Origin of the sequence: Pseudarthrobacter oxydans (assembly GCF_034258515.1) — a bacterium.
GTDB lineage: Bacteria > Actinomycetota > Actinomycetes > Actinomycetales > Micrococcaceae > Arthrobacter.
In genome coordinates, this window is record NZ_CP139438.1 from 14228 (window position 1) to 29061 (window position 14834).

General features: G+C 64.9%; 13 protein-coding genes. 5 read left to right on the forward strand and 8 right to left on the reverse strand.

The genetic code is table 11. The features are described from left to right. Positions 1-100 precede the first annotated feature (100 nt). Entirely contained in the window at positions 101-1042 is a 942-nt protein-coding gene (locus SMD14_RS00070; RefSeq protein ID WP_321214853.1) for a hypothetical protein, read from the reverse strand. Positions 1043-1196: 154 nt separating this feature from the next. Here SMD14_RS00070 and SMD14_RS00075 point away from each other — a divergent pair, with 154 nt between their 5' ends. From SMD14_RS00075 to SMD14_RS00085, 3 genes are all read left to right on the forward strand, one after another. Then, the gene (locus tag SMD14_RS00075; RefSeq protein WP_139027259.1) at positions 1197-1742 is read left to right on the forward strand and encodes a peptidylprolyl isomerase; all 546 of its coding nucleotides are present in this window, start codon (positions 1197-1199) and stop codon (positions 1740-1742) included. A gap of 9 nt (positions 1743-1751) precedes the next feature. Next, positions 1752-2630: a rhomboid family intramembrane serine protease gene (locus SMD14_RS00080; RefSeq protein WP_321214854.1), complete on the forward strand. Its 879-nt coding sequence runs from the start codon at positions 1752-1754 to the stop codon at positions 2628-2630. A gap of 529 nt (positions 2631-3159) precedes the next feature. After that, entirely contained in the window at positions 3160-3627 is a 468-nt protein-coding gene (locus tag SMD14_RS00085; RefSeq protein ID WP_157240140.1) for a carboxymuconolactone decarboxylase family protein, read from the forward strand. Between the two features lie 182 nt (positions 3628-3809). Here the strand turns inward: SMD14_RS00085 and SMD14_RS00090 are convergent, their stop codons facing one another. Both SMD14_RS00090 and SMD14_RS00095 read right to left on the reverse strand, forming a co-directional pair. Next, complete coding sequence (locus SMD14_RS00090) at positions 3810-4424, reverse strand: DNA-3-methyladenine glycosylase I (RefSeq protein WP_321214855.1); 615 nt, start codon at positions 4422-4424, stop codon at positions 3810-3812. A gap of 70 nt (positions 4425-4494) precedes the next feature. Then, entirely contained in the window at positions 4495-4746 is a 252-nt protein-coding gene (locus SMD14_RS00095; protein WP_321214856.1) for a cell division protein CrgA, read from the reverse strand. Between the two features lie 174 nt (positions 4747-4920). On the opposite strand from SMD14_RS00095, the gene SMD14_RS00100 reads away from it, so the two are divergent. Both SMD14_RS00100 and SMD14_RS00105 read left to right on the forward strand, forming a co-directional pair. Continuing rightward, positions 4921-5709 (forward strand): class E sortase, encoded by a 789-nt coding sequence (locus SMD14_RS00100; RefSeq protein WP_321214857.1) that lies wholly within the window; start codon positions 4921-4923, stop codon positions 5707-5709. 169 nt (positions 5710-5878) lie between these two features. Next, positions 5879-6520 (forward strand): aminodeoxychorismate/anthranilate synthase component II, encoded by a 642-nt coding sequence (locus tag SMD14_RS00105; protein WP_321214858.1) that lies wholly within the window; start codon positions 5879-5881, stop codon positions 6518-6520. A 48-nt stretch (positions 6521-6568) separates the two neighbouring features. On the opposite strand, the gene pknB is transcribed toward SMD14_RS00105, so the two are convergent. From pknB to SMD14_RS00130, 5 genes are read right to left on the reverse strand one after another with little or no spacing between them, the layout of a single operon-like run. After that, positions 6569-8509 (reverse strand): Stk1 family PASTA domain-containing Ser/Thr kinase, encoded by a 1941-nt coding sequence (gene pknB / locus SMD14_RS00110; protein ID WP_321214859.1) that lies wholly within the window; start codon positions 8507-8509, stop codon positions 6569-6571. Between the two features lie 15 nt (positions 8510-8524). Next, a complete protein-coding gene (locus SMD14_RS00115; protein WP_321214860.1) occupies positions 8525-10243 on the reverse strand; it encodes a protein kinase domain-containing protein in 1719 nt (572 codons plus the stop codon). Then, the gene (locus SMD14_RS00120) at positions 10240-11700 is read right to left on the reverse strand and encodes a penicillin-binding protein 2 (RefSeq protein ID WP_321214861.1); all 1461 of its coding nucleotides are present in this window, start codon (positions 11698-11700) and stop codon (positions 10240-10242) included. Before SMD14_RS00120 ends, SMD14_RS00115 begins: the two co-directional genes overlap by 4 nt. After that, the gene (locus tag SMD14_RS00125) at positions 11697-13094 is read right to left on the reverse strand and encodes an FtsW/RodA/SpoVE family cell cycle protein (protein WP_157240135.1); all 1398 of its coding nucleotides are present in this window, start codon (positions 13092-13094) and stop codon (positions 11697-11699) included. Before SMD14_RS00125 ends, SMD14_RS00120 begins: the two co-directional genes overlap by 4 nt. Next, a complete protein-coding gene (locus SMD14_RS00130) occupies positions 13091-14833 on the reverse strand; it encodes a PP2C family protein-serine/threonine phosphatase (protein WP_409339695.1) in 1743 nt (580 codons plus the stop codon). Before SMD14_RS00130 ends, SMD14_RS00125 begins: the two co-directional genes overlap by 4 nt. Between the last annotated feature and the right edge of the window lies 1 nt (position 14834).

Sequence of the window (14834 nt, forward strand, 5' to 3'; positions counted from 1 at the left end):
TGGCGGAAACCATGGGAGACAGGAAAAGGGCCCCGCCTGCGGCGGAGCCCTTTCCGGCTAAGCTCTCCGGCCTTGGCCGGACGACACAGCTGACAGCTGATCAGGACTGGGTAGTGCCCTTGTTCCCGTTGCTGATGTTGGCCGCGATGTTCTTGGTGGCAGTCTTGGCATCGGTAGCTGGAGCCGCGCTTTCCGAGGCGTCTTCAGCCACGTGCTTTGCCTTTTCCCCGGCGTCCTCGGCCTTGTCCGCCGTGGCGGCGTCGGTCGAAGGGGAAACCGGCGCTGCCGCAGGTTCAGCGGCGTCGGCTGCCTTTTCCTTGACCTCGTTCACTGTGGTGGCCGGAACCGGTGCGGGCGTGGGTGTCACCGGGGAAGGGGTCTTCCACGGATCCTCAACCGGCTTGGATGCCTTCCAGGCAGCTACTGCAGCCGCAACCGCCGCCGCAATGACGCCGAAAACGAGCCAGCCGCGCTTCTTCGGCTTCTCCGGCTCGGCAAGCTGGATCCCTACGGTCCGGCCCGCCTCCGTTGCTGCTGCCTTGAGCTGTGTGCCGGTGGCCTGGGCCTGCTCCTGGATGGCGTGGATGATTCCCACATCCCCAAGCTTCTGCGCAACGGCGTCAACGTGCGCGGGAGTGTTCTCCAGGGTGCGGTGCACGGCCTCCGAGGCGTGGCCGATCTGGTCTGACAGGCGCGGCAGGTATTCAACGACAACCCGGTCACGGGCGTTGAGGATCACCGGGGTGGCCTTGTCCAGGGCCTCATGAAGACGGGGAGAGGCGCCTTCCACAGCTTCGTTGATCTTGGGCGCGAGCTGAGCCAGGCCGTCCTGGATGCGTGGGGTCACGGTGGCCACGCCGTCCGCCAGGTTGTGGGCAGCGGATTTCAAGCCTTCCTGGATCTTTGGCGACGCAGTGTCCAGGCCGTGCTGGAGACGGTCAACAGCTGCTTCCACACGGGGGGCTGCCCAATCCTTGGCGTTCTCTACGGCGCTGGCGACTTGCAGCTCAAGGTCACGGGCAATACGGTCCGACTTCTTCACAACTACCTCCCGGTTAGGTGACGGTTCTGTGGTTAGCCTACGTTGCTTGGTGTTCACCGGCTATTCCCACTGCGGATTTTAGGCGGATTTCACCCAGCGCGGAACTGCCGCCGCAGCCGCAACGGCCCGGATGGGCCATGGAAGAATGGAGGCTATGACTGCCATCGCAACCGCAAAAGCAACCATCCACACGAGCCTCGGCGACATCGCCGTGAACCTCTTCGGCAACCACGCTCCCAAGACCGTCAAGAACTTCGTAGGTCTTGCCACCGGCGAGCAGGCGTGGACCCACCCGGAGACGGGTGAGGACAAGACCGGCACCCCGCTCTACAACGGGACCATCTTCCACCGCATCATCAAGGACTTCATGATCCAGGCCGGCGATCCGCTGGGCCGCGGTGTGGGCGGCCCGGGCTACCAGTTCGATGACGAGATCCACCCCGAACTGAGCTTCAACCAGCCTTACAAGCTGGCCATGGCCAACGCAGGCATCCGCATGGGCAAGGGAACCAACGGTTCGCAGTTCTTCATCACCACCATCCCCACGGACTGGCTCCAGGGGAAGCACACGATCTTCGGTGAAGTGGCTGACGAAGAATCCAAGAAGGTTGTTGACGCAATCGAAGGCGTCCGTACCGGCATGGGTGACCGTCCCGTAGAGGACGTCACCATCAACAGCATCGACATCGAACAGCTGTAACACCGAACCATGAGTTACGGAATTCCGTCGGCTGAGCCGTCCGCGCAGGTTCCGGTATGCCCGCGGCACCCGGACCGGCCCTCCTATGTGCGCTGCCAGCGTTGCGGTCGCCCCGCATGCCCTGACTGCCAGCGGGCGGCCGCCGTCGGATTCCAATGCATTGACTGCGTCAACGAAACAAAACGTTCGACGCCGGAGGTCCGGACGGTCTATGGCGGCGTCGCCGCTGCTGGCAAGCCTTTGGTGACGTTCGGAATAATCGCCGTATGTGCTGTGGTGTACGCGCTGCAGTGGCTCATCCCGGGCCAGGCTGTGTACGAACAGTTTGCCTACAACAATGTCTTTGCCACCCCCCAGTACGGGGCGTTCGAGCCGTGGCGCATGTTGACGGCGGCTTTCCTGCACTCACCCGATTCACTGCTGCACATCCTGCTGAACATGTACACGCTGTGGATCTTCGGCCAGGTCCTGGAACCGCTCCTTGGCCGCGTGCGTTTCCTGGCCCTCTACCTGTTGTCGGCCGTGGGGGGTAGCGTCGGCTACCTGCTCCTGAACCCTGTCCTTGTGCCCGGCCAGGGGCTGGTGGGAGTAGTGGGCGCATCCGGCGCGATCTTCGGCCTGTTCGGCGCCATGCTGTTGGTCCAGCGCCAGCGTGGCGGGGACACCCGGCAGCTGTGGGTCCTCATAGCTATTAATGGAGTCATAGGTTTCCTGATTCCCCAGATTGCCTGGCAAGCCCATTTGGGCGGGCTCATTACGGGCGCGCTGTGCGCAGCAGTCCTTGCCTACACTCCCCGCGGGCCCCGGCAGGGCTTCCTCCAGGCCGCCGGACTGGTGGCCGTGCTGGCCCTGCTGATAGCCGTCAGCTGGGTGAGGATTTCCGTCTAGTCCCCCGCCACGGGCGCCAAGCCGGCCCGAGCAGAGAAACCCTGGCCTCCGAAAGGACGCCAGGGTTTCTGCTTATCCACAGCAGTTATCCACATTGTTGGTAACTTACATCCCTGTAGTTCTCCGTTCGGCGCTTCAGCTACCGCGGAGTAGCAGGGATTTTGCGGTGCAGGTTCCATTCTTCTCCACATCTGTGGATAACTGTTGGGGATAGGGGTGTGCTTAAGTGGACAAACAGCCCGTAAAAAGCCGTTCTGTGGATAACGCGGTGAAAACCCCTTGGCACCCCTGGTTCTCCCCGGGTCAGGGACGTCCCATCAACAGGGTTATGCACATTGTTAATAAAGAACAGCGGTGTAGTTTTTGGCCGTTTGCGCCGCTGCATCGCAATGTGCGGGCCACCGACCTTCCCATGAGTCCCGGCCTGTTTCCACACCTGTGGATAACTTGTGGGTATCCCGATGTTGGTAAGTGGATAAGCTTCAGGTGCCTACCTTTGCGCCTGAGCCCCTTCCCGACAGGAGAATTTATGACCGCCACTGCCCAGCACGTTTTCCTGGACAAGCAGCATCCTGCATTGTGGCGGGCCCTGAACGGATTGGGGCTCAAGGTCAAGGAGGCGGCCCAGGAAGCCGGCATCGAAGTCCGGACCATGGAGCTGCTTAATGTACGCATTTCGCAGCTGAACGGCTGCGCCTTCTGCCTGGACCTCCACGTCAGGGAAGCTGTCGAGGCGGGCGAGACCCCGCAGAGGCTGGCGGTACTTCCTGCATGGCGCGACACAGCACTTTTCACGGAGAAGGAACGTGCTGCACTGGCGTTGACCGAGAGCATCACGGAATTGCCTGGTCACGGTCCACAGGAGCACGAGGAGTCTTACGCCCGGGAGCACCTCACCGAGGAAGAGTTCTCCGTGGTGAGCTGGCTGGCCATCACGATGAACGCCTTCAACCGGGTTTCCATCACCAGCCACCACCCGGTCCGGCGTAAGCGGTAGGGCACCGCCTTGTCCTTGGGATTATCCACAGGTATTCCACACTGTTAATAAACGCATGTGCAGTGGGGATCGGCCGTGGCCGCCGTGTGAAAGGCGGCCACGCACGTACATACGTCGGCAGTGCGGCCGTTTATCCCCATTGTGGATAACTTTCCCAACAGCTGGGGATAAAAACAAAACCCTTAGCGGGCAGGAGCGGGCCAGATCCCGGAGGACCCGCGCCGGTGGCTCCCCACCAGGTGGGTGTCCACCATGCCGATCGCTTCCATCAGGGCAAACATGGTGGTGGGGCCGACGAAGGAGAATCCCTTTTTCCTCAGGGCCTTGGAGAGCGCAACGGATTCGGCCGACTGGGTGGGGATGTCCGCATGGACGGCGGGGCGCGGAGTGGAAGCGGGCTGGAACTGCCACACGAAGTCCACCAGCCCGCCGTCCTGGCGCAGCGCGAGGGTGGCTTGGGCGTTGTTGATGGCAGCACGGATTTTCAACCGGTTCCGGACGATGCCTGCATCCTGCATGAGCCGCTCAACGTCGGCGTCGGTGAACAGCGCAACCGCATCCGGGCTGAAACCGGCGAAGGCGGCACGGAACGCGGGGCGCTTGCGAAGGATGGTGGCCCAGGAAAGCCCTGCCTGGAAGCCCTCCAGGCAGATGCGTTCGTAGAGGCCTTGTTCGTCCCTGACCGGCAGGCCCCACTCGGTGTCGTAGTAGTCGCGCATGAGCGGGTCCGTGGACGCCCACGCGGGACGGGCGAGGCCGTCGTCACCTACCAGGACACCGGCAGCGTCAGGAGTCACGCTTTTCTCCTTTAGGATTACCTGCCGGGCCGGCCGGCCGTCCGGGAGTGGATCTCGTCCTTGAAGGGGCCTAGGAGCGCCAGCGGGTGGTCATGAGGAAGCCTACGATGGCGATGCCGAACCCGGCTACGATGTTCCACGATTCCCAGGCCTGGACGGGAAAGCGGCCTTCGCTGATGTAGAACGTGATGATCCAGAAGAGCCCGATGATCATCAGGCCGAACATAACGGGCTTGAACCATACCGGGTTGGGCTTGTACGCCTGGGAAGCAGTCTGCTGCGGGGTGCTGGCGGTCTTCTTGCGCGGCTTTGACTCGGGCACTGGCTCTCCTTGGCGGGCTGAGGCAAGATCGGCGGTCCGGCCTTGATATCCTGCAAGAAGGAAATTGCCAGCGGTCTGCGCGATCTTGGTCAAATCTGGATTCTTACTAGCAGCCAATTCTAGCCGTAGTTCAGGGGCCGCCGGTGCCCGTCGGAACCGCCCGGAGGAGAACGCGTGGTATTGCAGGAGAAGGCGAGGCAAGCCGCTGCGCCGCCTGCCGGCGTCGTTATACTGCGCGGAACGGTCCAGGTTATTGGCGAGCTGCTCATCACCGCCGGCATCATCCTCCTGCTGTTCGTGGCCTGGCAGCTGTGGTGGACCAACGTGGAATCAGACGCCAGGCAGAGCGAAGTGATCAAGGAATTCGCGCAGGATATTGCCGGCGCCGCCCCTTCCGCGCCGGCCGCTGCTGATCCTCCTGCCGCTGGTGAAGACTTCGGCGAGCCAGCAGTGGCTGCCGCGCCGGCCCACGCCGGCACGATCGGCATCATGTACATTCCCCGGTTCGGGGCGAACTACACGCGGCCGATTGTCCAGGGAACCAGCAGCGATGTGCTGGACACCCTGGGCCTGGGACATTACGGGACCACGGCCATGCCCGGCGCGGTGGGCAACTTCGCTGTCGCGGGGCACCGCCAGACCCATGGCGCAGTGCTGGACAACATCCACACGCTGGTTCCGGGGGACAAAATTTACGTCCAGACGAAAGACGGCTATTACGTCTACGTCTTCCGCAACAACCAGATCGTCATGCCGTCCCGCACCGACGTCCTGGAACCGGTGCCGACGCTTCCCGGGGTTACCCCCACCGAAAGATACCTGACCATGACAAGCTGCAACCCGCGCTTCGGCGCTGAAGAACGCATCATCGCCTACGCGCTGCTGGACAGTTGGCGCCCTGCATCAGCTGGTCCGCCCGCGGAAATCGCGGACCAGGTGGCTTCGGCGATCGGAAAGGGCTGATCATGTACGGCTGGATATTCCGCCATCTCCCAGGGCCGCTTTGGCTGCGGATTGTCACCTCATTGGTGCTCATTGCCGCCGCACTGGTATTGATGGTTCAGTTCCTTTTCCCCTGGATGTCCCACTACACCCAGTTCACCGACTCAACGATTGGTGCAGCAAGCCAGCCATGACCACAACCAAGATCCTCGTGGTGGATAACTACGACAGCTTTGTCTACACCCTGGTGGGCTACCTCCAGGAACTCGGCGCCGAAACCACCGTTGTCCGCAATGACGACGTCACCCTGGCGGAGGCCATTGAACTGGCGAGCACCCGCGACGGCGTACTGATCTCGCCCGGCCCCGGCAACCCGGCTGAAGCAGGAGTCTGCATCGAACTGATCAAGTGGTGCGGTGAGAACAGCGTGCCCATGTTCGGCGTCTGTCTGGGCCACCAGGCGCTTGCCGAGGCCTTCGGCGGCAAGGTGACGCACGCCCCCGAACTCATGCACGGCAAAACATCCCTGGTGCAGCACGTGGGAACCAGCGTGTTTTCCGGGCTCCCCTCCCCCGTCACCGCCACGCGGTACCACTCGCTGGCGGCCGTGCGGGAATCGATTCCGGACGTCCTGGAAATCACTGCTGAGACAGCAACGGGCGTGGTGATGGGCCTCCAGCACCGGACGGCGCCCCTGTGCGGCGTGCAGTTCCACCCGGAATCCGTGCTCACAGAGGGCGGCTACCAGATGCTGGGCAACTGGCTTGAGTCGCTGGGAATGAAGGGCGCAGCTGCCCGGGCAGCCAAACTGAGCCCGCTCATCCAGCGCTGAGCCGGCCCGTTCAGCACTGAATCCGATTGATGCAGCGCTGTGCCGGGCTTAGCCCTTTTTGGTGGAGGTCGGCGTCGGAGTAGGCGTGGGTGTGGGGCTTGGCGGGGGCGGCGGGGCTTTGGCCACCACGATGGTGACGGTCTTGCCCTGGTCCACGGCCGCGTTCACGGGGTCGCTTTGCTCCGTCACCCTGCCCGGCTCAACCTGGGCATTCTCGGCCTCAACGACGTTGGGCACCAGGCTCAGTTCCTTCAACGCCGCTTCCGCCTCTTCGCGGGTGCGTCCCCGCAGTTCAGGCATGGCTACCTTGCCGGTGGACACCACCAGTTCGACGCTGGTTCCGACGCCCACCTTCTGGCCGGGCGCGGGGCTTGTGGTGATCACAATTCCGGCAGGCACGGTGGCACTGTTTGCCGTGGTGGTGGAGGGGGCCCCTACCAGTCCGCTTTGACGCAGGATATCCCGGGCCGCCGCCTCTGTTTTGCCCGGAAGGCTCTCAGGGATCATGACGGCGCTGGGGCCCTCTGAAATATTGAGGATCACCTCGGCGCCGGGATCCAGCGAAGCACCGGACGCGGGATCGGTACCGATCGCCGTACCCTTGGCAACGGTGTCGTGCTGCGACCGGACAATCCGGGGCCGGAGCTCCGCGTTATACAGTTCCTGCAGCGCCGCCGACTCTGTCATAGCGGCCACTGCCGGGACCGTGATCTTGGGCGCCGCCGGAGCAGGGCGGTTGATAATGCTGTACAGCCACAGGGCGCCGCCTGCCAGGACAAGGAGCGTGAAGACCACCAGCGTGCCAATCCATGCACGACGACGGGACTTCTGCCGCGGGCTGCGCTCACGTTCCGGAGTCAGGCCCAGCGGCAACGCATCAGCTGACCGATGGTCATCGACGCCGGACGCGAAGGGAACCAGGGTTTCGTGGTCCTCGGCAGAGGAAGGGATAGCCGCCGGCAGCCGGCCGGTAGGTGCGTCATCGAGGAAGCCTGCCCCTGCGGCGGGGAAGGCCTCGGTGGCCGGCGACGGGACATGGTCGTTGGGGTCCGTGGGCGCTTCGGAAGCCGGAACCGCCGGGACCGGGACGCCGGACCGTGCAGCGCGCAGGGCACGCCGGAACGCCGCAGCATCCTGGAACCGGTCATCCCGGTTCTTTTGCAGCGCCTTCGCCAGCACACTGTCCAGGGCAGGAGTCACATCGGGGTTGAGGCTGCTGGGAGGCTCGGGAATCTCCCGTACATGCTGGTAGGCCACGGACACCGGGCTGTCACCGACGAACGGCGGCCTGGACGTGAGCATTTCGTACAACAGGCAGGCAGCGGAATACAGGTCGCTGCGGGCGTCAACGGTTTCGCCGCGGGCCTGCTCGGGGGACAGGTACTGCGCGGTGCCCACCACGGCCTGGGTCTGCGTCATGGTGGCTGAAGAGTCGGCGATGGCGCGGGCGATGCCGAAGTCCATCACCTTCACCGAGTTGGTGTTTTCGCAGTACATGACGTTGGCCGGCTTGATGTCCCGGTGCACGATGCCGGCCTTGTGGCTGTATTCGAGGGCGCCGAGGACACCCAGGCAGTAGTCGATTGCCTGGTCAATGGTGACGTCATGGGCACGGATCAGGTCGCGGATGGTCTTGCCCTCCACGAATTCCATCACGATGTAGGGCACGCGGACGTTGTCCTCCGAGCCATCGTGGACCAGGTGTTCGCCGGTGTCGTAGATGGCAACAATCGAGGAATGGTTGAGGGCAGCAACCGCCTGTGCTTCACGCTTGAACCTGGCCTGGAACTGCGGGTCACGCGCCATGTCCGGCCGAAGCAGTTTCACGGCGACAGTCCGCCCCAGCCGGGTGTCCACTCCCCGGTAGACGTCCGCCATGCCGCCGCGGCCGATCAGGCCGCCCAGTTCATACCGGCCGCTGAGGACACGGCGGTTATCCACCGGGAGGCTGTCCTCGCGGTGCAACGGTGTGCGCGCTGACTCGTTCACTGGCTGTCCTGGCGGTTACGGCTTGCAGGTTGGCGGGGCGCCGGGCAGTTGGCCGGCGGTGCAGGCGGGCAGGGGCGATGCCACGGTGGGCGCCGCCACCGCCGACGTGGTGGGCGACGGGGCCGGCGCGGGAGCAGATGTGGTGGGTGCCGGCGGCGCTACGGCATAGACCACAGTAATGGGCGAGCCCTGGGGCACCAGGCCCGTAGGATTCAATTCTATGACCTTGCCCGGGCCATCCGCGGTACTCTCCTGCGGAATCACGGTGACGGCCAGCCCGAGCCCGGCAAGCTCCGCCTGAACCTTGCGATAGTCCTGCCCGAGGTAGGCGGCCGGGATGACATTGACCGTTTCCTGGGTGGGTGTGGGCGTAGGCGTGCTGCGCGTGGCCGTGGGCGTGGGCGACTGCGTGGTCCTGGTGGGGCTGGCACTGGTGCTCGCCGGGCTGCTTGTGGTTGCCCCGGAGGTGGCGTCATTCGAGGGGAAGAGAATGCCCCGCTGGCTGAGGAAGAAACCCACCAACGCGAACAGGAGCAGCAGGATTAACGCAATCAGAGGCCATGTCCAGGGACTGCGGCCTTTACGCTGCGGCTCATCGGCGGGCTCGTCGTCGTACGTTGTTTCTTCCGGAACCCACCTGCGCTCCGCAGCGAGGGCATTGGCCCGGGCAAGTGCGCCCTGGGGAGCGTCCGGCTCCGCCGCTGATGCCCCGGCAGCCCCGGCAGCCCCGGCGGCTGCGCCGGCCGCACCCGCACCCAGCACCGGCAAAGCGGAGGTGGGGGTGGGCGAACTGTCGCGCTGGGCTCCGATGACGTCGGTGGGCGCTGTTGCGGTGTCCACGGGAGCCGTGATGGGGCCCGTGTTGTCCGCGTCGAAGAGGAGCATGCCGGGAACGGCGGCCCGGGCGGCGCTGATGTCGCCGTTCCGGATGGCCTCGGCTGCCTCTGCCAGCTTGATGGCGTTCTCCGGCCGGTTCTTTGGGTCCTTGGCAAGCATGGACATCAGGAGGGCGCGCACCGGGGTGGGAAGGGATTCCGGCAGCGGCGGCGGCGCATCGTTGACCTGGGCCAGGGCGATGGCGATCTGGGACTCGCCGGAGAAGGGACGGTGGCCGGTCAGGCACTCGTAGCCGATGACGCCGAGCGCATAGATGTCCGAGGAACCCGTGGCGGTCTGGCCGGTGGCCTGCTCGGGAGCAAGGTACTGGGCGGTGCCCATCACCTGTCCGGTCTGGGTGAGGGGAACCTGGTCAGCCAGGCGGGCGATGCCGAAGTCGGTGACCTTGACCCGTCCGTCAGGGGTGATCAGGAGGTTGCCGGGCTTCACGTCGCGGTGCACCAGGCCCTGCGCGTGGGCAACGGACAGCGCACGGGCGGTTTGCGCAATGATGGACAGCGTGCGGTCCGGGGACAGGACCTGCTCGTGCTCGATGATGTTGCTCAGGGGCTGGCCGGGGACCAGTTCCATGACCAGGTAGGCGGATCCCTCCTCCTCGCCGTAGTCGAAGACGTTGGCGATGCCCACGTGGTTCAGGAGTGCGGTGTGGCGGGCCTCGGCGCGGAAACGCTGGAGGAACCCGGGATCGCCGGTGTACTCCTCCTTCAGCACCTTGATGGCGACGATGCGGCCCAGGACGAGGTCTTTCGCTTTCCAGACTTCGCCCATGCCGCCGATCGCGATCCGCGTGGTCAGCTGGAATCTGCCGCCGAGGGTGATTCCGGTTGTAGGCCTCACTTATTCAACACCGCCTCAAAAATTCTCTTCGCGTTCGGACTGGTTAGCTGGGCTCCCGTGGTGATGTCCACGCCTTCCATGACGATCGTGACGCCCACCTGCGGGTTGTTTGCGGGGGCAAAGCCGGTGAACCAGGAGTTGTTGGTGCCGTTCCCCAGTTCCGCGGTTCCCGTCTTGCCGGCCACCTGGACACCGGGAACGGCTGCCCTGTTGGCGATGCCTTCACTGACGGCACTGACCATCCACTCGGTGATCTGGTTTGCAATATCCGGGGTGGTGGAGGTCCGCAGCTGCTGGGGCCGGGGTTCATCGATGACCCGCAGGTCCGGAGAGCGCAGGGTCTTGACCAGGGTGGGCCTCATCTGGACGCCGTCGTTGGCAATCGCCGCGGTCATCAACGCAACCTGCAGCGGCGTGGCACGGACGTCCTTCTGGCCGATGGCGGACTGGGCCAGCCCGGGAGCGTCCAGGTCATCCGGGAAGCCGTTGCCCCGGGCATAGCCGAGCTTGATCTGGTCACCCATGTCCTCACCGAAACCGAACTTTTTCGCCTGCTCTGCGATGGCGTCCCGGCCCAGGTCCAGCGCAATGCTGGCGAACGGGGTGTTGCAGGACTGTTGCAGCGCGAAGGCGAAGGTCGCCGTGTCCCGGGTGTAGCAGTTGCCGCCCGCATAGTTGGGAAGCTTGTACTGGATTCCCTCGAACGGCATTTCCGCAGGGTTGGGGAGCACGCTGTCCTTGTTGTACTTCCCCGATGCAAGCGCCGCGGCGGTGTCCACCAGCTTGTAGACCGAACCGGGAGCCAGCAGTTCCCCGGTGGGTCCGCTGACGTTCTGGTTCAGGTTGATGCCGGGGACCTTGAGCAGTTCGTTGATGTTGGCGGTCTCGGCGTTCGGATCCTGGATGGCGATCAGGTTCGGATCGTAGGAGGGTTTGGAGACCATGGCAAGGATGGCCCCGGTTTTGGGATTGGTGACCACGATGGACCCGCGCTGCCCGTCCGGGATCAGGCTGTAGGCGAGCTGCTGGATTTTGGGGTCAATGGTGAGCTCCACCGACGCGCCCTTGGGCTGGTTCCCCAGGAAGAGCTGGCCCACGCGGTCCAGGAACAGCTGGTCCGAGTTGCCGGTGAGTACTTCACCCATAGCCTGCTCCAGGCCGGTGGCACCGAAATTCTGCGAGAAGTATCCCGTGATTCCTGCATAAAGTTCCGGTTGCGGGTAGGTCCGCTGGAACTTGCAGGTCTCCGACGTGCCTTCGACCGATTCTGCTACCGGAGTGCCGCCCACGATGATGGCACCGCGGTCGTTGCAGTAGTTCTGCAGGATGGCACGCTGGTTCCACGGGTTGGCCTTGAGCTCATCGGCTCCCACCACCTGGACGTAGCTGATGGCGCCGAAGATGAGGGCGAACATGGCGACGGCCGCCACCCATGAATGCCGTATTGCCTGGTTCACGAGTGCTTCACCGCCTCAGTAGGAGTATCAATGCCCATCGAATCTGCTGCCTCGCCCGGCCGCAGCGGTGTGGTGTCCACCGGGCCGCGGGCTGTATGGGAAATCATCAGGAGCAGGCCCACAATGATCCAGTTGGCCAGCAGCGACGAACCGCCGGCTGCAAGGAACGGCGTTGTCAGGCCGGTCAGGGGGATGAGCCGTGTGACCCCGCCGATCACCACGAAGCACTGCAGCGCCACGGCAAAGGAGAGGCCGCAGGCGAGGAGCTTTCCGAACGCGTCCCGGGTGCCCAGCGCGGCCCTGAACCCGCGCGTGAACAGCAGCAGGTACATCAGGACGACGGCGAACAGGCCCACCAGGCCGAGTTCCTCGCCAAGGGACGCGATGATCATGTCGCTGTTGGCGAACGGGACCAGGTCCGGGCGGCCCTGCCCCAGTCCGGTTCCCACCAGTCCGCCGTTGGCCATGCCGAAGAGCCCCTGGACAATCTGGCCGCTTCCGCCCGGTGAGCGGTCGTAGACCTCCGGAGTGAAGGCGTTGAGCCAGCCGTCGATCCGGAGTGCAACGTGGGAGAAGACCTGGGCGGCGATGAAGCCGCCGCCAAAGATGAGGGCCAGGCCGATTACTACCCAGCTGATGCGGCTTGTGGCCACGTAGATCATCACGATGAACAGGCCGAAGAAGAGAACCGATGAACCAAGGTCCCGCTGGAAGATGAGTACGCCGATGCTGACCAGCCAGGCCGTGATCATGGGGCCCATGTCCTTGAACCGCGGGAACTGCAGCGGACCGACTTTCCGGCCGGCCAGGAGGATCAGGTCGCGGTTGGATGAAAGGTAACCGGCAAAGAATATGGCGAGGGTGATCTTGGCGACCTCGCCGGGCTGGAACGTCATGGGACCGAGCCGGATCCAGACGCGGGCGCCCAGGATCTCGCCCGCGCTGATGCCGGGAATCAGCGGCAGGAGCAGGAGGACGGCGCTGGCTGCCAGGGAGATGAAGGTGAACCTGCGGAGCACGCGGTGGTCCTTGAGCAGCCAGATGACCGCGATCGCCACCGCCATTGCAATGAGGGTCCACCGCAGCTGGTTGTTGCCGGTGTCATCACCGGGTGCGTCCAGGCGGTGGATCATGGCCAGCCCGAGTCCGTTAAGGGCGACCACCAGTGGAAGTATTACCGGGTCGGCATACTTGGCGCGGAAGCGCAGGACTGCATGGAAAACCAGGGAGGCAACGGCGAGGAGGCTGGACTGGAACCAGAAATCCGAGTCAAAGGCCTTTTCCTGGTCGACGCCCACCAGCATGTTGGCGCCGATGCCGACGGCCAGGGCCAGCAGGAGCAGTGCGAGTTCGACGTTCCGCCGTGGCTTGGGAATGGTGCTGAGCTGGCTCATGGGACCGCCTTGCAGGTGACGGTGGGGCTGGGGGACTGGCTTGCCGGAGCGGCGGTTGCCTCCGGGGCCGGTGCAGGAGCGGCCGGGTCCGTAGGGGCCGGCGCCGGTGTGGATGCTCCAGGTGACGCGGAAACTGTTGGACACCCTTCCTCTGGGGAGGTGGTCCCGGTGAGTTCGAGGTTCTTCACGATCCGCTGGGCATCGTAGAGGTCATTGGCGGGCACGGTCTGGCGCACGCGCTGCTGCGAGAACGGGGGCAGGGAATCCATCCGGATTTCTGTGACGGTTTCAAGGCTGGAAAGGCCGATGGGGCCAAGGCGCTGGGAGACGCCGTTGAAGATGGCGACGCGGGAGTCGTACTCGCCGACGTAGTAGCGCGTCTGGGTCCAGGCATACCCCAGCCAGAGGCCCACTGTCAGGGCCACCAGCACGGATGCGGCGATCGCCCAGGTAATCCAGCGCCGCGGCTTGAGCGGCACCACGTTGTCATCAGCTTCGGTGCCGGACTGTTCTGCCCTGTGGGTGAGGAGGGTGGCTGCCCTCCGCGCCACGGTGCGTCCGGCGATGGTGGGAATGGACCCGGATTCTGCCGCTGCTGCCGCTGCACCCACAAGCTCGTGGGGGCGTGAGGCGAGTTCGTCCCGCAGGACCTCAGCGGACAGGTGTTCGCCCAAGTGCGGGTCGGTGGAGCCCGGTTCCACTGAGCGCTGTCCATGGCCGTCCTTGGCAGGGCCCTCCTTGGAAGGTCCGGCGGCGGCCGGAACGGCGCTGGCTGCTGGGTCGTTGCCCGCGCCGGCGCCCTTGTCAGGGCTTTCTGTGCCGGACGTGTTCTTGCCGGGAGCTTTGGTGCCCTCAGCCGGATCCTGCGGCCCTGCGGCGGGCGGTGCTGCCGGCTGGACTGCTGCGGCAGGGGCTGCGGCGATGGCTGTGGAAGGGACGACTTCGACGGCGGCGGTTCTGACGTCGTCGGGCGTTTCCTCGACAATTTCCACCATGACCACTGTGACGTTGTCCGGGGAGCCGGCTTCGAGGGTCAGGTCCACGAGGGTTTCCACGCACTCGCGGAGGTCCTTGGTTTCCCGCACCGTCCGTTCCACGGCGTGGCCGGCAACGTAGTTGAGCCCGTCGGAGCAGAGCAGCCAGCGGTCGCCGGGGCGGACGTCCAGGGTATCGAGATCGAGTTCCGGGCTGGCGTCCACGTCGCCCAGGACGCGCATCAGGACGTTTTTGTGCGGGTGGCTTTCGGCCTCCTCAGGGCGGAGCCGGCCTTCGTCGATGAGGCGCTGGACAAAGGTGTGGTCCACGCTGACCTGCTTGAATTCGCCGTCGCGCAGGAGGTAGGCCCGGGAATCGCCGATGTGTGCAAAGTAGAGCTTGCCCCCGGCCAGCAGGAGCGCCGTGACGGTGGTGCCCATCCCCGCCAGTTTGGGGTTCTGGTGCACGAGTTCGGAAAGCAGGGAGTTGGCCGTCTGGATTTCGTCGGCAAGGACGGTGCCGGCGTCGCCGTCGTAGTCGCCGCGGTCCAGGTGGATCATGTCCAGGACAGTGGCGGCGGAGGCTACGTCGCCGCCCGCGTGGCCGCCCATGCCGTCCGCGACGACGGCGAGGTGCCGTCCCACGTAGGCGGAGTCGTCGTTCTTTGAGCGGATCCGGCCGACGTCGGAACGTGCGGCGTAGCGCATGATGAGGGGCCGCTGCGCGGGCCGGGGCCCGTTGGCGGGGGTTTGCGTGACGGCCACG

Excerpts from the sequence above, each read along its gene's own strand:
- SMD14_RS00085 (WP_157240140.1), top strand. The coding sequence starts at position 3,160 with ATGACCGCCACTGCCCAGCACGTTTTCCTGGACAAGCAGCATCCTGCA.
- SMD14_RS00105 (WP_321214858.1), top strand. The coding sequence starts at position 5,879 with ATGACCACAACCAAGATCCTCGTGGTGGATAACTACGACAGCTTTGTC.
- SMD14_RS00125 (WP_157240135.1), bottom strand. The coding sequence starts at position 13,094 with ATGAGCCAGCTCAGCACCATTCCCAAGCCACGGCGGAACGTCGAACTC.
- SMD14_RS00075 (WP_139027259.1), top strand. The coding sequence starts at position 1,197 with ATGACTGCCATCGCAACCGCAAAAGCAACCATCCACACGAGCCTCGGC.
- SMD14_RS00080 (WP_321214854.1), top strand. The coding sequence starts at position 1,752 with ATGAGTTACGGAATTCCGTCGGCTGAGCCGTCCGCGCAGGTTCCGGTA.